Source organism: Clostridium drakei (assembly GCF_000633595.2).
GTDB classification, from domain to species: domain Bacteria; phylum Bacillota; class Clostridia; order Clostridiales; family Clostridiaceae; genus Clostridium_AM; species Clostridium_AM drakei.
Map to the genome: position 1 here is coordinate 39,952 of NZ_JIBU02000038.1, position 20,873 is coordinate 60,824.

Here is a 20,873-nt window from a genome sequence, read left to right on the forward strand (position 1 = left end):
ATTAAAGTAAAATTAATTTTATTTTGTAAGTGTAGGTAATAATATGGATTAATATGGTATAATTCGATTAGAAACATTATAACGTATATAATGTATTTTAATTATAGTAATTATGTATATAATTGGAAGTTAGGAAATGTTGTTCGGCAAATTTTAAACTATTCATTAGTAAATATATTGATAAAGCAATTGTATCAGAGTTGGCATAAAAGTTATAATAAAGAGGTGAGCAATGTGTCATTATTAGCAGAAACATTGGTAGAAGAATGGTTTAATCGACGTGGCTATTTTACTATTCGTGGAATCAAAGAAACAGTGGATGAAATTGATATATTTGCTATTAAGAATGTGAGGCACAATTGTTGGAATTGTGTTCATTGCGAAGTTCAAGTAGGGATTCGGCCTGTTACTTACATATCGAGACTTACAAAACAACTCATGATTGAATTGAATGTGAAGAATTCAAATAGTGCAAAGCAGAGAACTCTTGACCAATTAAATAAGTGTGTAGATGCATGGGTTGAGATGAAGTTTACTAATACAAAGAAAGAGAGTGTTTGTAGTCAACTTTTTGGCGAAACAAATTGGAACTATATGTTTGTTTATGGGTAAGATGGTTTGTATGAAGATGATGGGGAATATGGATATCGAAAAATATAATAAATATTTATTATTTCCTTTTATAATTTAATCCTTAGAAGCTTCAGTAAATGCGCCACTTACATAATCAAAAATTCGCTTTCAGTAAAAGCATCAAGCATGTTTTTCAAATTATCAACCGGAACTTAAACAAAAGAAGTTAAGCATCATTGACAACTGTTGGTGTTATTTAGTAAAATAAATTTCTGCAAAATATTCATGCTTCATATCTTTATGAAGTAATGCAAAGCAAAATTTAATGTGAAGAATTGTATTTTTTAATTTAAAATGACGACAAAGCAGATGCAGATATTCCTGTAATTCATTTTCAGTTCCCCAAAAACTAATGTGTCTGTAACTGCCCGATATATGATGTTTTGATACTTTTTCTTCCTCTACCGCATAATCAAGATATTTGTATAACTCATTCACATAAATGGTATGATTATGAATAGACAGTCCTAGCATACCGCTATTTTCTATAATTGAGTTCTCATCATCTACATGATAAGAAATCCATTGTTCAAAAGCTTCTATTCCATTTATTTGAGTGTTCTCTATGTTATTAAGAAAGTTCTTAAGATTTACCTGATAAATGTTAATATCTATATCTTTCTCTGTAGCTACCTTAGAAAAGGTGTTATCATTAGAGAAGTTTTGTATATTTTTAAGCATATCTGTCATTTCACTGGTATATTGGTTGAGTTTACTTAATACAGTACGCTTCTCTTCAATAAATCGGTTCTGTTCCTCCATCATAGCCAGATACCCATCTATGCTTTCAGAATCTATCTTTTCCTTCATCTGTTCTAAAGGTATCTCAAGGTATTTCCCTATAAGAATCATCTCTAATATGTCAAGGTGCTCTAAGGAATAATAACGGTATCCGTTCTGTTCATCGACAATCGGCTTCAATAAATCCTTGTGGTCATAATATCGTAAGGTATCAAGAGATATACCATATAAATTACTTACCTGACCAATCCTCAATAAATTTTGCATAATTACCTCCTAAAATAAGCACTTGACTCTTGAGTAGCTCAAGGGTTTATGATAAGTATAACACCGATAAATAAGATTTGTAAAGGAGATACTATTATGACACAGATTAGCATTGAAAAATATCAAGATAGTGATTTTAAGAAAGTGATATCTTTATTAGTCAGTTCATTCGAGAGTAAATTTTGCCACAGGCAAAACCTGACAATGAGCAACATTGAGAATATCCTGTATTCTATATGGGATATAAAAGCAGAAAACTCAAGTTACTTACACTTTGTTGCAAAAAAGGATGGAAAGGTAGTAGGAGTTATATTAATACGAGTTGGTAAACCACTAAAGAGCCAGAAGAAAAATCTTTTTTTCCACCTCTGCCAGCGTTACGGACTTTTTAATATGCTGTTCTTGATTTTTAAGTTATCTGTTTTAGAAATGGTTACCTCCAAGGATTGCTATGTCGAGCACATTGCTGTGGATAAATCTATGAGAGGAAACGGTGTTGGAGAACTTCTTATATCTTATGCAGAAGAAGTTTTAAGGGGCAGAGGCTTTACTAGTTTGTCATTAGTAGTTGCAGAAAATAATTCAGCAAAACACCTGTATGATAGAAATGGCTTTAAAGATATTAAGCACATTAGTAGTCGTTTTAAGGAATATTTTATAGGAATAAATCAATGGGTATTTATGCGAAAGAACCTAATCAGAAATCCGCAGGGAAAAATATTAAAAGTTAAATAATATTCTTTAAATGAGCAAATCTTATAACAAATTATGGAATAAAAATAGACATTAATAATATTCTAGTGTATTTTGTTTCTGCTACAAAAAATAAACAAAGGATGAATATGAATGTCTACAGAAAATAATATACTGTATTTATAAAAAATGAATCCATCAAAGGATATAGGAGGATAGAAATGAGGAAGAAATTAATCGGAATAATTACCATCATCGGTATTTTAAGCATTTTATGCATTGCTATCATATTATATCAGAATACCTTTCATATGACAGTTACTTCTGTCAAGATACAGACTTCTAAGGGAGTCTTAGAGGGGAGCCTGATATTACCCAAGAATCCCAAAAGCAAGCTTGGTTTAGTTGTTTTTATTCATGGTGATGGTCCGGCTGATGCTTCATATAATGAGCAGTATAAACCATTGTGGGAAGAATTAGCTAAACAGGGTTATGCATCATTGTCATGGAGTAAACCAGGTATAGGTGGTTCAGATGGTAATTGGTTATTACAATCAATGGATGATAGAGCAAATGAAGCAAATCAAGTTATTGAGTGGGCGAAAACTTTACCTGAAATTGATAATAACAGAATTGGTTTATGGGGAGCAAGTCAAGCAGGATGGGTCATTCCTAAAATAGTTCAGCTTAATAAAAATATTGCCTTTAATATATTAGTAGCACCTGCAGTAAATTGGATAGATCAAAGTAAATATAATACATTAAAAGATCTTGAGAAAAAAGGAGCAGCTAAAGATGCAATAAGAATTAAAGAAAAGGAATTTGGCAAAGAGTTAGAACTTCTTAAAAAAGATGCTAGCTATGAAGAATATGTAAAGGCAGTAGGAAAAAAGGAAGCAGTATCAGAAGATCGCTGGATTTTTATTAAGAAAAATTATAAAGCAGATGCAACAGAGGATATTATACATTTTTATAGTCCTGTAAAGTTATTTTTAGGTGGAAAGGATATAAATGTAGATAGTGAAAATACAAAAGAAGTTTATGAAAAGGAAGTTCCATCAAAACTTTTAAATGTTACTGTAATACCAACAACTGACCATTTTATGCTTAAGGCTTCTTTAGTAGATTCTAAGATAAGAACTTTCTTTGTTGGACTTTTTGCACCAAGAGAGCTTGCTGATAAGCAATACTATAAAGAAATTGAAGAATTTTTAAAGAAATAAGAATCATTATAATAAAGCATTATACTAGTTAATTTTTATAAGAAAAAAAGTATTATTAGTATCATTAAAAAAGAAAAAATAGGGAGCATACATCAAAGAATTAGCAAATTTCAGTCTATCCTATAGGTAAATTCCAATTTAAAGTTAAACAATGTAAATAATTAATATATCATATTGGAGTTTATACCCAAATTATATTTATAATCATAACTTATGACACTTAAAAATTAAGCTGGAGTCTAATGTTTTGCTAATATATTTGGTTTAAAAAGCAGCTATTCCCCGTTTTATAAAAATACCTCTAAAAAGACTTATTATTTATGCTGTTGAAGATATAACACTAAAACTTACAAATATTTAAAATCAAGTTAACAATCAACCATCCAGGCCACGCCATATAGTATTATTAAATATAGTTTAAATATATATGAATTAGGTAATAAGTATTAAGTAAAGCTACACTTTTTTATTTAGAGTCATATAATAATGTATTATTATGTAACCGCAATGCACTAAGAAGTAACTTTCAACTGTATGCAGACTGATATATGATGTGAAGTGAGTTTTCATTCACATCATATATCAGCCGGAATACAGTTTAAAGTTACTTCGATTACATACACTTACATCATAATGTGATTTTTAAACGTGCCATATTTCCTGTGCATATTTTTTTATGGTATTGTCAGAAGAGAAAATACCTGATTTTCCAATGTTCATTATACACATTTCCTGCCATTTATTTTTATTTCTATAAAGCCTATCTATTTTATCTTGAGCCTTTGTATAAGAATCAAAATCCTTTAGAACAAAGTATTCATCATTTTTTTCTAAAAGTGATGAATATATATCTTTAAATTCAGATGATGATACATTTAAAGAGTTATCTACAAGAGAATTTATAATTTTCATAAGTCTAGAATCTGAATAGTAATAGTTATTTGATTTGTAATTTTTATTTTCTTCTAGGGAAAGTACTTCTTCTTTATTCATACCAAATATGATTATATTTTCATCTCCTACCGCTTCTTTAATTTCAATATTAGCTCCATCTAAAGTGGCAATAGTTATTGCTCCATTCATCATAAATTTCATATTTCCAGTGCCAGAAGCTTCTTTAGTAGCTGTTGATATCTGTTCACTTACATCAGCACAAGAAATTATTTTTTCAGCTAAGGATACAGAATAATTTGGCAAAAATATAACATTTAATTTTCCATGAATAGCATCTTTATCATTATTAATTTTCACTGCCACTGTATTAATAAATTTTATGATTTGCTTTGCAAGATAATAACCAGGTGCAGCTTTTCCTCCAAAGAAAAATGTTCTTGGTATAATATCTAAGGATGGATTCTCCTTAAGTTTATAATATAGATTTAATATATTAAAGGCGTTTAACAGTTGTCTTTTATATGCATGCAGCCTTTTTACCTGCACATCAAATATAGAATAAGGATTTATATCTATGCTATATATCTTTTTTGCATAGTTACAAAAATCTATTTTGTTTTTTTCTTTTACTTCTCTAATTTTATTTTGAATATTTAAATCTTTAGAATATCTAGTGAATTTTTCTAATTCCAAAGGATTTTTAATCCATTGATTTCCTATGGTTTTACATAAAATTTCCGTAAGGCGAGGATTTGCTTTAACAAGCCATCTTCTATGAGTTATACCATTAGTTTTGTTATTAAATTTTCCACTATAGAATTCGTTGAAGTTTTTTAACTCTTTATTTTTCAAAAGTTCTGTATGAAGCTTGGCAACACCATTAACGGAGTGACTTCCTACTATAGCTAAGTGTGCCATTTTTATTTCACCATTAAATATTATGGACATGTCATTAAGCTTTTTAGTATCATTTGGGTATTTATTTTGTATTTCTTCACAAAAACGTCTGTTTATTTCTTCTATTATCATATAAATTCTTGGTAGAAGTTTTTTGAACATGTTTATAGGCCATTTTTCAAGAGCTTCTGAAAGTATAGTGTGATTTGTGTAAGACATAATATTTGTAGTGATTTTAAAGGATTCATCCCATGTCATATTTTCTTCATCGATTAGTATTCTCATAAGTTCTGCGACAGCCATAGATGGATGGGTGTCATTTATTTGAACAGCGATATATTTATCTAATTCGTTAATAGGAACATTAATTTTTTTATAATATCTAACTATGCTTTGGAGACCTGCACTTACTAAGAAATATTGTTGTTTAAGTCTTAATAATTTACCTTCTTCTTTTGAATCATCAGGATATAGTACTTGAGATATGGATTCAATAGAGTTTTTATATTCTGAAGCTTTTGAATATTGTCCTTTATTAAAGGATGCAAAGTCAAAGTCATCATCTAAAGTTTCAGCATTCCAAAGTCTTAGAGTGTTAACAGTATCTGTGTTATAGCCTATTACAGGAGTATCATAAGGTACAGCTAGAATTTCTTCATAATTTTCATGTATAAATTTTAAAGAATTGTTTTCCATTATAGAATGTACATTACCACCAAATCTAATTCTAACAGCTTTATCTTCTTTTCTTGTTTCCCACATATTTCCATCTCTTAGCCAATGATCAGGAATCTCAACTTGATATCCATTTATTATTTTTTGCTGAAAAAGTCCATAATAATATCTTATACCGCATCCATGGCCAGGAATATTTAGAGAAGCCATTGAATCAAGAAAACAAGCAGCGAGTCTTCCTAATCCACCATTACCGAGACCAGCATCATTTTCAATTTCTTCAAGTTCATTTAAACTAATACCCAATTCATTTAAGGCTTCTTTACAAGTATCTTTTATTCCTAAATTCAATAAATTATTTCCCAAAAGCCTGCCTATTAGAAATTCCATAGAAAAATAGTATACTTGTTTTTTTTTAGTATTTTTATATTTTCTATTAGTTCTCATCCAATTTTGTGATGAATACTTTTTTACTAGTTTCGCAAGGGCAAAGTATTTATGCAAATTAGATGCTTCATCAATACCTTCAGAATACATAGTAGTGAGTTCGTTTATAAAATCCATTTTAATATTTTTTTTGTCAATGTACATATTATGGATCATCCTTTCATGAAATACATTCTTTTAGAAGAACTTATCCAGGCGCGTAGCAGTGCTTATTCCCCAATTGAAGAAGATGAGTGTATTAGCAATGGTAGCGATCGGATAAAGAAATATATAGTATTGAAGTTGCGCTATTACTATATTATAACATATAAGTAAAAATGTACAATTTAAATCAGGAAGAATAGTTAATTTTCTAAATTGATCAGATTTATTTAAAATATTATATATATGCAATTATTGCTAATATATTATGAAAAAAAGTTTAACTTTGAATTTAGTTTGATTAAAAAAAGAAAATAAAATTAATGAATATCAAAAAAAAGGAATTTATAGGTTCATTGTAGAATATATATGCAAAACAAAAGAATACTTGTTGAAAAATATTGTAAAATAAAGAAAAATATCAAACTTGTCAGAAAAAATAAGTTTGTTAGTAAAATTTGTAGTGGTTTTTAAAATATTTGAAAATTGTAATAATTAGTTGGAAGTAAATTGTTTATTATATTAAAATTCAAACAGTATATTTAGAAATAATTAAAGCAAAAATATTATGAGGAGTGATTTAGGGTGGATAGAGAACCAATGTTGGATATGTTCCTTTTTGAAACAAATCAGCTTATAGAGCAATTAGAAGAAATAATAATTCAGTGTGAGAAAGATAAAAAGCTTCAAGAGGAAGATATAAACGAAATTTTCAGAATAATGCATACAATAAAAGGATCTTCAGCAATGATGATGTTTAACAACATCTCTGTTCTTGCTCACTCTCTAGAGGATTTATTTTTCTTTATAAGAGAAAATAAAGTTACATCCATTGACTTTGAAAAGTTATCTGAATTAGTTCTTTCAGGTATTGATTTTATAAAGGCTGAAATAGACAAGCTGGAAAATTTTAATGAAGCTGATGGAAATTCTGATACACTTGTAGAGGGTATAAAGGCTCATTTAAGTATTATGAAGGGCAATGAAGATGGAAGCAATGAAATAAGTTTGGAAAAGAATGAAGAAGATAAGACACAATATTATGTAGGTTCTTTTAAAGAGGAACCTTCAGATGTTAAAGTAACAAAATATTCTGTATGTATCCTATTTGAAGAAGATTGCGAAATGGAAAATATAAGGGCATATACTGTTTGGCATAATATTAAGGATATTACTACAGAAATTTATTATTTTCCTGAAGATATAATGGAGGATAATGATAGTGCAGAGATTATAAAAAAAGATGGATTTTTAATGTATTTTGCTACTGACAAATCACGATTAGAAGTTGAGGCATTACTAAATCAAACTGCTTTTGTAAGAAATATGGAGATAAATGAAATTGATGAATATCCAGAGAAAATTACAGCTCCTTCATTTCAAGAGGAAGATACAAATGTCTACAATACGGAAGAAAAACAAAAAACTTGTGAGGTTGAACACGTCAATAATAAGAACAGTGAAAATAAATCTAAAGCATCCAAGCAGCAAAGTATTATAAGTGTAAATATTTCAAAATTAGATATGCTCATGGATTTAGTGGGTGAAATAGTTATTTCAGAAGCTATGGTTACAAAAAATCCTGAAATAGAATCTTTGCAATTAGATAGCTTTAATAAAGCTGCAAGACAATTAAGAAAGCTTACAAATGAGCTTCAGGATATTGTAATGTCCATACGAATGGTTCCTGTGTCTATGACTTTTCACAAAATGAATAGGATAGTTAGAGATATGAGTAAAAAATTAAATAAAGAAGTTGAATTGGAGATTATTGGAGAAGAAACAGAGGTAGATAAAAATATTATAGATCATCTTTCAGATCCTCTTATGCATCTTATAAGAAATTCGGTGGATCATGGGTTAGAGGACAAAGAAACGAGAATAGAAACTGGTAAGCCAGAAAAAGGAAAGATAACTTTAGAGGCTAGAGGTGAAGGTGGAGATGTATGGATTGTAATTAAAGATGATGGAAAAGGCATGGATAGAGAAAAAATCTTAAGTAAAGCTAAGGAAAATGGACTCTTAACAAAAAATCCAAATGAGCTTACTGATAAAGAAGTTTTTTCATTCATATTATTACCTGGATTTTCCACAAAAGAAAAGGTTACAGAGTTTTCTGGACGTGGTGTTGGTATGGACGTAGTGAAAAAAAATATTGATAGTATTGGTGGAAGTATAGTAATAGATAGTACTGTAGGTGAGGGAACTACCATAGTGATAAAAATTCCTTTAACGCTTGCAATAATAGATGGTATGGAAATTGCAGTAGGAAAAACAAAATATACGATACCAACGACTTCTATAAGAGAGTCCTTTAAACCTTCAGCAAAAGATGTTACAGAGGATTGTGATGGAAACGAAATTATTATGATAAGAGGTCAGTGTTATCCTGTACTAAGAATTCACAGAGCTTTTAATATACAAACTGAGGTTAATTCAATAGAAGATGGAATTATGGTAATGGTAGATGGTGATTTAAAGTCAGCATGTATTTTTGCGGATAGACTGTTGGGAGAACAACAGGTAGTAGTTAAAGCATTGCCGAAATATATCAAAAAGGTTAAGGGAATTGCAGGATGCACTATATTAGGAGATGGTAGTATAAGCTTAATTATAGATGTAAATGGTGTTTTGGAAAAGCTGTAAAATTAGTATGTGAAATTTAAAATATATAAAATAAATATATTATTAAATTTAACAATTTTATAATAAGGGGGCTTATAAATGAGTCATTTTAAGGATCTAAATATAAGATTGAAAATTTCAATAGCCTTTATATTAATAAGTGTATTAATGCTTATTATGGGTTATGTTGCAGTTAAAGACATTAAAGATATAGACAGACTTGATACAGATTTATATGAAAAAAGTACAAAACCATTAAGTAATTTGAATGCTATTTCATTAGACATTGAAAAAATGAGCAGCCTGGTACGAAATGAAGTTATAAGTGCAGATATAAATGAAATTAACAATAATAAAAGTGAAATAGCAAATTTAGATAAAGATTTTGATAGTAATATGAGTGAATTTGCAAAAAACATGAACAGTCAGGAAATTAAAGATGAATATAATAATCTAAAGAATTTGATGGATAAATATAGGCCTATTAGAGATAAAGTTACAAATCTTGCGGCTGCACAAAATCATGCGGAGGCTATAAAGTTAATAAATGGAGAAGGAGCTGAATTAAAAAAGTCTTTAGATAAATCTACTAAAAATCTACTTGATTTGAAGATAGGTCGTGCTAAAGAAAAATCAGATACTAATACTTCTACAGCTAATAAAGCAGCAGTTATAATTATAGCTTTGATTGTTGCGTTTATAATATTAGCATTGATAATAGGAGGATTTTTGTCGCATATAATAAGCAAACCATTAAAAAAGCTTACTGAAATTGCAAAACAAATTTCAGTGGGAGATGTTGAGGTTGATGTACAATCAGTTTCAAAAGATGAAATAGGAAAACTTCAAGATGCATTTAAGGATATGGTTGAAAATATAAAGGAAAATACTGATGCTATAAATAAAATAGCTTCAGGCGATTTTAAAATACAAGTAAAGATAAAATCAGAAAAAGATGTGCTTGGAAAGTCAATAGTAAAAATGATTGACAACATGAAATTATTAATGAATGAAACCAACAATTTAATTGAAGCAGCAGAAAAAGGAAAATTAAATACAAGAGGTAATTCATCGGAGTTTGTTGGAGAATGGAAAGAACTTATAGAAGAAATAAATAATTTAATAGATGCATTTGTTGTTCCAATAAAGGTAACATCAAATTATGTTGAAAGAATAAGTAAGGGTGATATACCATCTAAAATAACAGATGAATATTTAGGAGATTTTAATGAAATTAAAAATAATTTAAATAGTTGCATAGATAATATTAGTGAATTAGTAAAGGATGCAAATGTGCTTGTTGAAGCAGCAGCAATTGGTAAATTAGATGTGAGAACTGATGCAAGTAAACATAGTGGAGATTATCGCAAAATAGTGGAAGGTGTTAATAATACACTTGATATTGTAATAAAGCCATTAGATGAAGCTAACAATGTTTTAGGAAAGTTATCTTTAAATGATTTTAGTATTTCAATGTCGAGGGATTATAAAGGAACCTTCAAAGAATTTTCAGATTCAATAAATGCTGTATTAGAAAGATTATTAAGTGTACAAGATGCTTTTGTTAAAATTTCTAATGGTGATACAAGTAAACTAGATCAATTCCGTAAAGTAGGGAAAAGATCTGAAAATGATAAATTAATTCCTGCTGCTATAGAAATGATGGTTGTTATAGAAAATTTAATTATTGAGTCAAAAGCACTTGCATCTGCGTCTGTGGAAGGAAAATTAAATATTAGAGGCGATGCAAAAAAATTTAAAGGCGGTTATAGAGAAGTTATTGAAGGAATAAACAAAAGTATGGATTCAATAGTAAATCCAATTGAAGAAGCTTCAAGCATAATGCAGAAAATGTCACAGGGAGATTTGACGTGTAATATGAATGGGTCATATAAGGGTGAATATGCTAAGATGCAGGATTCCTTGAATTTCACAATTAGCTTTTTGAATAATATATTAAGTCGAATTAATAATGCATCTGCAGAAGTTGCTTCTGGAGCAAGGCAGGTGTCTGATGGAAGTCAAGCATTGTCCCAAGGAGCTACAGAACAGGCAAGTTCTATAGAAGAATTAACAGTATCTATTACAGAAGTTGCAACACAAACAAAAGAAAATGCGGTTAATGCAAATGAAGCAAATGAATTAGCACTTAAGGCAAAGGAAAATGCAGAACAAGGAAATATACATATGGTTGGAATGCTTAAGTCTATGGAAGAGATTAATGAATCTTCTTCAAATATTTCAAAAATTATCAAAGTAATAGATGAAATAGCCTTCCAAACTAATATACTTGCTTTAAATGCAGCAGTAGAAGCAGCAAGAGCAGGACAACATGGTAAAGGCTTTGCAGTAGTAGCAGAGGAAGTTAGAAATTTAGCAGCAAGAAGTGCAAATGCGGCTAAAGAAACTACGGCATTAATAGAAGGGTCTATTAAAAAAGTAGAATCCGGTACCGAAATAGCCAAAGAGACAGCTGAAGCACTTAATGAAATTGTGGAAGGTGTAGCAAAATCAGCAAATTTTGTTTCGGAAATAGCTTCAGCATCTAGTGAACAGGCATCAGCAATAGCACAAATAAATAAAGGAATTGAGCAAGTTTCACAAGTAGTACAGACCAATTCTGCTACAGCAGAGGAAAGTGCAGCAGCTAGTGAAGAACTTTCAAGTCAGTCTCAAATATTAAAGGAAATGGCAGGTAAATTCATACTTAATACTGTAAATTCAAATTATACAGAATTTGAAAAGAAACAGTATAAAAGTAAAGAGAGTAATGCAAATGATATGAATTATGCATACATGGAAGCAGCAACAACATCTACAAAACCTAGAATAGCTCTTAGTGATAATGAGTTTGGTAAGTATTAATAAATGTCTATAAATTTTTAAAAAAATTGTTTGTAAATCATGTTTTTATTAAATTTAAATTGAAGGAAGGTGCATTAAATGGCAGAAATAATTGATGAAACAACAGAATTGGCAGAAGATACTCAAAAGGGAAGATTTTTAACATTTTCAGTTGGAAAAGAAAGCTATGGCATAGAAATTAAGTATGTTAAGGAAATAATCGGCATACAAGAAATAACAGAGGTGCCAGAACTTCCTGACTATGTAAAAGGTATAATAAATCTTAGGGGTAAGATTATACCTGTGATGGATGTAAGATTAAGGTTTAAAAAAGAACCAAAAGAATATAATGATAGGACATGTATAATAGTAATTGATGTTGAAGAAATTTCTATAGGATTGATAGTGGATAATGTTTCAGAAGTACTTACAATAGAAGAAGAAAATATTGTTCCACCACCAGATTTAAAAACAGGATTTCATAATAGATATGTAAAAGGAATAGGTAAAGTAGGAAATGAAGTTAAACTTCTATTGGATTGTCAAAAAGTTTTAAATGATGATGAAATGGATGCTATTAAAGAAGTGTTATAAAATGACTATTAGATTTAGGTAGAATTTGCTGAAATTCTACCTAATTAAACAAAATAAGTGACTTAATTTAGAAAGGGATGAATGCTATGAAATGGTTTTACAATTTGAAAATTTCTAAAAAAATTATTATTTCAATTACTGCTATAGCAGTAATTGGTGGTTTACTTATTGGATCAGTAGGATTTTTATATATCAATAAAATTAATAATTTAAGCAAGTTAATATATAAAGAAAATATAGCACCATTAACTCCTATATATAAAGTAGAAGCAGATTTTTTAAAAGTGCGTAATAATTTAAGAGATATGGCATTAAGTAAATCACAGGATAAATCTCAATATGTTAATACAATAAATGATTTATATAAAGATTTAAATAATAATTTAAGTGAATATGACAAATATATATCTTCCAATGAAGAAGATCAAAATTATAAAGTATTAAAATCTGATGTTAGTAAATATGGAGCGTTAAAAGATAAGATTATTAATTTGATACAATCAAATCAATTGGATAGTGCTTTAGCGTTAATGAATGGTGATGGTAGTACTATAACAAGCGAGCTTGATGCCTCTATTACAAAAGCTTTTGATCTTAATAATAAGCAAGCTGATGATAGAAATAAGATGAATTTAAATAATGGAAGCAGAGCAGAACTGTTAATGTTTGGAATAGTATTATTGGCAGTAGTTATGTCTATATTAATAGGTTTATTTGTTTCAAAGATGATTAGCAAGCCTCTAAATAAAATATTGGATGCAGCAAATAATATTTCTTCTGGAAATCTTAATGTTGATTTAAATATTGATAGTAAAGATGAAGTTGGAATTCTTGTACAAGCATTTCAAAAAATTGTGCAAGCATTGAAAAATTTAATAACAGATTCTAATATGCTTGCGGCAGCAGCAGTAGATGGTAAACTTAATACAAGAGTAGATGCAAATAAGCATAATGGAGATTATCGTAAAATAGTAGAAGGCTTCAATAGTACTCTTGATTCAGTAATAGAACCATTGAATGAAGCAAATGCAGTTTTAGGTAAAATGTCAGTAAATGATTTTACTGTAAAAATGGATGCAAATCAAAAGGGAGAATTTATAAAGTTTGCCAACTCAATTAATACTGTACAAAGAAATCTGCTCAATGCTGAAGATATTTTTATTAAAATTTCAAAAGGTGATATAAGCAGATTAGATGAGTTTAAACGAATAGGCAGAAGATCTGAAAATGATAAGTTAATGCCAGCAGCCATAGCTGTTATGGAGTCAATACAGGAATTAATAGATGAAACAGTTACTCTTTCTAATAATGCTATAAATGGAAGCTTGAGTTCAAGAGCAAATGCTGGAAAATTCCAAGGGGGATATAAAGAATTAGTAGAAGGTTTCAATAAAACGCTTGAAGCAATTGCAGAACCTATTAATGATTCGATGATGGTTTTAGAAAAGTTTTCTCTTAATGATTACACAATTAATATGACTAAAAATTATAAAGGCGATTTTAATAGCTATGCTAATTCCATTAATGATTTACACAAAAGGTTATTGGTAATACAGAGAGCTTTTAATGACACTTCAAGAGGAGATATTAGTCAATTAGAAGAAATGAAACGCGTGGGAAGAAGATGTGAAAATGATCAGTTGCTTCCAGCATTAATAGAGATGATGGAAACGAATAAAAATTTATTCCTTGAAGTTCAAATGTTAACTAATAATGCTATTGAAGGTAAGCTAGATGTTCGAGGAGATTCAACAAAATTCAAAGGAAATAACAAAACAATAGTTGATCAGATAAACAAACTTATAGATGAGTTGAATGCTCCTTTAAATGAAGCTAATAAAGTTTTGAATAGGATGTCTTTAAATGACTTAAGTGTACAAATGAGTGGAAACTACAAAGGCATGCTTAAAGAATTTTCAGATGCTATAGAAAATGTACATCAAAGGCTTTCAAGTATTCAAGCTCTATTTATAGATATCTCTAATGGTAACACATCAAGTTTAGAAGAATTGCGTAAATTAGGAAGAAGATCTGAAAATGATAGATTGCTTCCTGCAATAATAACAATGATGGAAACAATACAGGAATTAATTAATGAATCCAGTGTACTTGTTGACGCAGCTGTAAATGGAAATTTAAGTATAAGAGGAAACGCAGATAAATTTAAAGGCGGCTATAGAGAAGTTATTCAAGGAATCAATAAAACTATGGATGCAGTAGTTAAACCAATAGAAGAAGCTTCAAATATAATGCAGAAAATGGCGGAAGGTGATTTGACATTTAAGATGAATGAAGACTATAAGGGTGAATATGCTAAAATGAAGGATTCATTGAACTTTACAATTAGTTTCTTTAATGATGTATTAAATGAAATTAATAATTCAGCAACTGAGGTTGCTTCAGGATCAAGACAGGTATCCGATGGAAGTCAGGCATTATCTCAAGGAGCTACAGAGCAGGCTAGTTCTGTTGAAGAATTGACAGTATCTATTAATGAAGTAGCAGCACAAACAAAAGAAAATGCAGTTAATGCAAATCAGGCAAATGAATTAGCACTTAAAGCAAAGGAAAATGCAAAACAGGGTAATGAACACATGGGTGAAATGCTTAAATCTATGCAGGAAATTAACGAATCATCTTCAAATATTTCCAAGATTATCAAGGTAATAGATGAAATAGCTTTTCAAACCAATATACTTGCTTTAAATGCAGCAGTAGAAGCAGCAAGGGCAGGACAGCATGGTAAAGGCTTTGCAGTAGTAGCAGAAGAAGTTAGAAATTTGGCAGCAAGAAGTGCTAATGCAGCTAAAGAAACAACAGGACTTATAGAAGGCTCTATTATCAAGGTAGAAGCTGGTACAGAAATAGCTAATGCTACAGCTAAAGCTCTCAATGAAATTGTTGAGGGGGTAGCAAAATCAGCTAATTTTGTAGGTGAAATAGCATCAGCTTCTAATGAACAGGCAGCAGCCATTGCACAAATAAATAAGGGGGTTGAGCAAGTATCACAGGTTGTACAAACAAATTCTGCTACAGCAGAGGAAAGTGCAGCAGCTAGCGAGGAACTTTCAAGTCAATCTCAGATATTAAAAGAAATGGTAAGTAAGTTTAGGCTTAATAGTACTTCGGTTAAGAATTCAACATATGAAAAGAATAAATATAAAAATAATGGAAATTATATGGATGATGTAGACTATTCATATGCAGAAGCAGCAGTAACCTCTAACAAACCTAAAATAGCTCTTAGTGATAGTGAATTTGGTAAATATTAATTTATGTAAAAATATTATAAAAGGCTATTGCGTGTTTCTAAAATCAATACAATAGCCTTTTTATAGCTTAGAGGTGAGAGTATGATTCATATAAAACAGGATGAATTTAAGGAATTAACAGAGTATTTAAAAAGCAATTATGGTATAAATCTTAGTAAAAAGAAAATTTTAATAGAGGGAAGATTAAATAATATATTAATAGAAAAAGGTTTTAAAAATTTTAGAGATTATTTGAATTTCTTATTTAGTGATATGTCAAAAAACGAATTGACACTTCTAATTAATAAGTTAACAACAAATCATACTTTTTTTATGAGGGAGGCTGCTCATTTTGAATACTTTAAAAATGAAATTTTGCCTTATTTAGAGGGAAAAGTAAAAGATGGAGATTTAAGAATATGGAGTGCTGGATGTTCTTCTGGAGAAGAACCATATACATTGGCTATGATACTACAAGATTATTTCCAAGGAAATAAAGGAGTTTGGGATAAAAAAGTTTTAGCTACAGATATTTCTGTAAATGTTCTTCATACAGGAGAGAGAGGTATTTATTCAAAGGAATCTATAGAAAGAATTCCGGCTAATTGGAAACTAAATTATTTTAGTAAAATTGATAATGATAATTACAAAGTTTCAGATAAATTGAAGAAAGAAGTTATTTTTAGAGTTTTTAATCTTATGGATGAAGTCTTTCCCTTTAAGAAAAAATTTCATGTTATATTTTGCAGAAATGTAATGATTTATTTTGATGCTAAAACAAAGATGGAATTGGTAAATAAATTCTATAAAATGACAGAGCCAGGAGGATATATTTTTATAGGACATTCAGAATCTATTAGTAGGGATGAAACCGATTATAGATATATAATGCCTGGAATTTATCGGAAAGGATAGATCAGTATGTATAAGAGTAAAAAGGTAAGAGTGCTGGTGGTGGATGATTCTCTTATATTCAGGGAAACTGTAGCTAAAGGTATTGCAAAAGATATGGGAATAGAGGTTGTTGGTACAGCTTCAGATCCATTTGATGCAAGAGACAAGATAATCGAATATGAACCAGATGTTATTACCTTAGATGTAGAAATGCCTAAAATGAATGGCATAGAATTTTTAAAGAGGTTGATGCCTCAATATCCACTTCCAGTTGTAGTGGTTAGCGCAGTAAGCAGCAATGTATTTGATGCTTTAAATGCAGGAGCTGTAGACTTTGTTACTAAACCAGATGGAAGAAGTGTTAATGGACTTGAAGGGTTTATTAAGGAATTAGTTACAAAAATTAAAATAGCTTCTGTAGCAAAAGTAGCACATTGGAAGAAAAAAAATGATGAAAGATTTTCCAATAGTGTTATAGGTAGTAATATTTCAAATAAAATTATTGCTATAGGTTCATCTACAGGAGGTACAGAAGCTGTAGCTACTATTTTAAAAATGCTTCCCAAAAATATACCACCTATAGTTGTGGTTCAGCATATGCCTCCAGTTTTTACAAGAATGTATGCTGAAAGGCTTAACAATTCATGTGCTATGGAAGTAAGGGAAGCCAAAAATGGTGATAGACTTTACAATGGACTTGCATTAATAGCACCTGGAGAATATCATATGTCTTTAGAAAAAAGAGGAACTTATTATTATGTAAAATGTTTTAAAGGTGAAAAGGTTAATGGACATTGCCCAGCTGTAGATGTACTTTTTGAATCAGTGGCAAAGGAAGCAGGAAAAAATGCCATAGGTATTATACTTACGGGTATGGGATATGATGGAGCAAAAGGATTGCTTTCTATGAAAAAAAGAGGAGCGATTACTATAGGTCAAAATGAAGAATCTTGTGTAGTATATGGAATGCCAAAGGTAGCGTATGATATAGGAGCTGTACAAAAGCAAGTTTCAATTGAAAATATAGCAGGTTCATTAGGTCCATTTCTAAATAGAAGTAACGTCTGAAAGCATATAAAAAATAACACTTAACTTATTTTTATAATAATTAGGTGTTATTTGCATTCTTATAATTTTAATTTCAATCATATTTTATATTATCTATATTTGCAATGACTTTTCCAGTGGAAGAGTTTATTAACACATCCCAGTTTCCAGCTTCAGGTTCTGTGTAATATATAGTTACACTATATATCAAAAAAGGTAATCCATTTTTAATAATAAATTGTTCAATTATTTTTGGAGGCTTTTGTAAAAATGTATAATTAAATTGTTTTTTAGCAATATATATTGCTTCATCTTGTGTAATATTTTTTTGTATTGTTTTATCATAAGGTTTAAAACACTTATTAATGGAGCCTATTATATTTTTTATAGTACCATCTTCATTTAAATGTACTATTAGTTCACTTCCTCTAATGGGAATATTATTTATTGTTTGAACTGCTTTAATCTTCGTATAACCCAGGGTATCCTTTCTTATAGATACTATTTTAAAATTACCTAAGTTATTTGTGTTGCAAAGTAGCGATTTATTTTCATTTAAATATGATTCTATACTTTTTTGTGTTATTTGAAATTTTTTTAATGAGTTTTCTTGTATAAATATATTATCTTTTTTATCTTGATATGAAGTTGATTTTTTCATTTTCTATCTCCTTTACTAAAATCTATTAAATAACCAATAGAAAAGTGGGGTTTTGTGACTTTGTAAGGAGGATTTTAAGTACCTGATGAGTTAAATATTATTTAAATATTTAACGAAGAAAAATTTCATCAGATACTTAAAAATTTTAATTACAATACATGTTAAATTTGATTAACTATTGTAAATTTGAACTATCAGTAATTCCAACAGAATCAAAAGCATTCTTTATAGCTGTTACATCAGAAGAACTATACTTTAAATCAGAGGCTGATGATATTAATGCGTTTCTTGTTGCTAAAAAATCTGAATTATTAGTTAGATATTCAGTAAGTGCTCTGTAATAAATACGAGCTGTTTTTTCACAACCTATATTTTTAGCAATTAGAAATGCTGCTTTGTTAGGAATTCCACTATTTGTGTGAACTCCACCGTTATCGTTTGAAGTATTAACATAATCGTTCATATTATCTGGCTGGTCATAAATTTTTGGATCAGCAAGACTTCTAAGCGCAGTATAAGAACCAGTTGGAAGACAAATACCATCACCAACTACCCAATCTTTAGAATCAAATTTCCATGTTCCACCATCTCTTACGTTACAATTGTCATAACTTTGAATTAAAACTCCAAAAATATCTGAAAATGATTCATTTAAAGCACCAGATTGATCAGAGTAATCTAAATTTGCAGAATTTGTAGTTACTCCATGAGTTAATTCATGAGCTACTACATCTAAATCCCCACTAAAATAGGTGAAATCACGACCATCACCATCACCATAAACCATTTGATATCCGTCCCAGAAAGCATTATCATAGTTTCTGCCATAATGAGTTGTAGAAATTATACTCATGCCATTACCATCTATGCTATTTCTATTAAATAAATTTTTATAAAAATCATAAACTACACCAGCATAATAATGAGCACTAACTGATGCCTTAAAATTTTCAGTATCGAATTTATTAGTGTTGTTACTTACCATGGTACCAGGTTGAACTTTTCTATTATTAGCAGTATAAGTTTTTATTTGTCCATTCATTGGTTTTGTAGTATCTATCATTTGGTAAGAAGTTTTAGATTTATATAGATTAAGATCCTTAGTACTTTTATCTACAGCGGTTCCTGTACCTTTTGCAGCACCATCATATCTTATATTATTAACTTTTTTAATTATACTTCCATTAGAAGCATCTAATAACACATCCCAATTACCTATTTCAGGATCTGTATAGTATATATTTACACTATACACTAAGATTGGTGAACCATTTTTAATTATAATTTGTTGATTAGCTTTAGGAGTATTATTTAAGTTATTATAATTAAATTGTTTTTTTGCAATATTAATTGCTTCTTCTGGTGTAATAGAAAGAGCGTTTTCTCTTGCCATTTTTGTTTGATTATAATTCTTATTAACAGATCCTATTATATTTTTTATAGAGCCATCTTTATCTAAGTGTAATATAATTTCGCTTCCCCTTATAGGAATGCTATTTATGGATTGAGCCACTTTAACTTGGGTATAACCTAGATCATCCTTTTTTATAGAAATTATTTTAAAATTATTTGTACCATTTACATTCGTGAACAATGATTTATTTTTTTCAAGATATGAAAGAATGTCTTTTTCAGTGGTTGATATTTTATCAGATGATTTACTTGTAATGAATATATTACTTTTTTTATCTTGATAAGGAGTTGAAACAGAATTTTGATAGGTTTTACTGTTTAAGGTTTGAGTCATAGTAGCGTTGCTATTTGGTTGTTCCTTTGCAAATACATTACTAAAACAACATGAAGTAGATACAAGTGCTGCTGTTAATACAATTGATAACACGGTTTTTTTCATAATAAAATCCCCCTAGCTTATATAAAAAAATATTACCAAAAAATGTATTTTTGGAGTGGTTATATTATAAAGTTTTATAAAATAAAAAGCAAACATGTAAAAAACCGAATTGGAAAAATATGTAATTAGTTTTTCTGTTTTACATAAAAAAAATAATACATTAAACATAATTTAATAAAATAAATTATTGAAAAAAATTTTTTTGGTAATTTTTAATTAAATGAAAATTTAAATAATGTTGTAACAGAACTGTAACAATTATGTTTTATAATAATTATAGAATATTTAAATAATAAAAGTCACAGCATTAATAAAATGGATATAATGGTATCAAATATACCTAAAGGAAATGCATTTAAATTTTTAATAGAAAATATGGATGTGGATTTAAAAAGTGTAATTGAATTTGTATTGTAAAAAATAAAAGAGACTGTTTTAAGTAATTTAAACAGCCTCCTCATTAAGGAATAATAGATACTTGGAAACAATTGTCC

The 20,873-nt window shown here is 29.1% G+C and carries 13 protein-coding genes; 9 read left to right on the forward strand and 4 right to left on the reverse strand.

Annotated elements, in window-relative coordinates; all coding sequences use genetic code 11:
* Nucleotides 1-234: 234 nt before the first annotated feature.
* On the forward strand, nucleotides 235-612 hold the full coding sequence (locus tag EG57_RS0218055) for a hypothetical protein (RefSeq protein WP_052038003.1): 378 nt from the start codon (nucleotides 235-237) through the stop codon (nucleotides 610-612).
* 213 nt (nucleotides 613-825) lie between these two features.
* On the opposite strand, the gene EG57_RS0218060 is transcribed toward EG57_RS0218055, so the two are convergent.
* Entirely contained in the window at nucleotides 826-1,641 is an 816-nt protein-coding gene (locus EG57_RS0218060; protein ID WP_032078542.1) for a MerR family DNA-binding transcriptional regulator, read from the reverse strand.
* A gap of 96 nt (nucleotides 1,642-1,737) precedes the next feature.
* On the opposite strand from EG57_RS0218060, the gene EG57_RS0218065 reads away from it, so the two are divergent.
* Nucleotides 1,738-2,376: a GNAT family N-acetyltransferase gene (locus tag EG57_RS0218065; RefSeq protein ID WP_032078543.1), complete on the forward strand. Its 639-nt coding sequence runs from the start codon at nucleotides 1,738-1,740 to the stop codon at nucleotides 2,374-2,376.
* A gap of 179 nt (nucleotides 2,377-2,555) precedes the next feature.
* Nucleotides 2,556-3,557, forward strand: coding sequence for an alpha/beta hydrolase family protein (locus EG57_RS0218070; protein WP_032078544.1), 1,002 nt, complete (start codon nucleotides 2,556-2,558; stop codon nucleotides 3,555-3,557).
* A gap of 642 nt (nucleotides 3,558-4,199) precedes the next feature.
* Here EG57_RS0218070 and EG57_RS0218075 read toward each other — a convergent pair.
* A complete protein-coding gene (locus EG57_RS0218075) occupies nucleotides 4,200-6,614 on the reverse strand; it encodes a glycogen/starch/alpha-glucan phosphorylase (protein WP_032078545.1) in 2,415 nt (804 codons plus the stop codon).
* A 597-nt stretch (nucleotides 6,615-7,211) separates the two neighbouring features.
* On the opposite strand from EG57_RS0218075, the gene EG57_RS0218080 reads away from it, so the two are divergent.
* The 6 genes from EG57_RS0218080 to EG57_RS0218105 all read left to right on the forward strand — a co-directional run bounded on the left by EG57_RS0218080 (nucleotide 7,212) and on the right by EG57_RS0218105 (nucleotide 17,887).
* Complete coding sequence (locus EG57_RS0218080) at nucleotides 7,212-9,257, forward strand: chemotaxis protein CheA (RefSeq protein ID WP_032078564.1); 2,046 nt, start codon at nucleotides 7,212-7,214, stop codon at nucleotides 9,255-9,257.
* A 78-nt stretch (nucleotides 9,258-9,335) separates the two neighbouring features.
* The gene (locus tag EG57_RS0218085) at nucleotides 9,336-12,101 is read left to right on the forward strand and encodes a methyl-accepting chemotaxis protein (RefSeq protein ID WP_032078546.1); all 2,766 of its coding nucleotides are present in this window, start codon (nucleotides 9,336-9,338) and stop codon (nucleotides 12,099-12,101) included.
* Between the two features lie 78 nt (nucleotides 12,102-12,179).
* A complete protein-coding gene (locus tag EG57_RS0218090; RefSeq protein ID WP_032078547.1) occupies nucleotides 12,180-12,674 on the forward strand; it encodes a chemotaxis protein CheW in 495 nt (164 codons plus the stop codon).
* Nucleotides 12,675-12,760: 86 nt separating this feature from the next.
* Nucleotides 12,761-15,946, forward strand: coding sequence for a methyl-accepting chemotaxis protein (locus EG57_RS0218095; RefSeq protein ID WP_242859879.1), 3,186 nt, complete (start codon nucleotides 12,761-12,763; stop codon nucleotides 15,944-15,946).
* An 81-nt stretch (nucleotides 15,947-16,027) separates the two neighbouring features.
* The gene (locus EG57_RS0218100) at nucleotides 16,028-16,840 is read left to right on the forward strand and encodes a CheR family methyltransferase (RefSeq protein ID WP_032078549.1); all 813 of its coding nucleotides are present in this window, start codon (nucleotides 16,028-16,030) and stop codon (nucleotides 16,838-16,840) included.
* Between the two features lie 6 nt (nucleotides 16,841-16,846).
* On the forward strand, nucleotides 16,847-17,887 hold the full coding sequence (locus tag EG57_RS0218105) for a protein-glutamate methylesterase/protein-glutamine glutaminase (RefSeq protein WP_032078550.1): 1,041 nt from the start codon (nucleotides 16,847-16,849) through the stop codon (nucleotides 17,885-17,887).
* A gap of 73 nt (nucleotides 17,888-17,960) precedes the next feature.
* On the opposite strand, the gene EG57_RS0218110 is transcribed toward EG57_RS0218105, so the two are convergent.
* Together EG57_RS0218110 and EG57_RS0218115 are read right to left on the reverse strand one after the other, a co-directional pair.
* Nucleotides 17,961-18,527: a PepSY domain-containing protein gene (locus tag EG57_RS0218110; protein WP_052038004.1), complete on the reverse strand. Its 567-nt coding sequence runs from the start codon at nucleotides 18,525-18,527 to the stop codon at nucleotides 17,961-17,963.
* 175 nt (nucleotides 18,528-18,702) lie between these two features.
* Nucleotides 18,703-20,379, reverse strand: a complete 1,677-nt coding sequence (locus EG57_RS0218115) for a M4 family metallopeptidase (RefSeq protein ID WP_032078551.1) — start codon at nucleotides 20,377-20,379, stop codon at nucleotides 18,703-18,705.
* Between the last annotated feature and the right edge of the window lie 494 nt (nucleotides 20,380-20,873).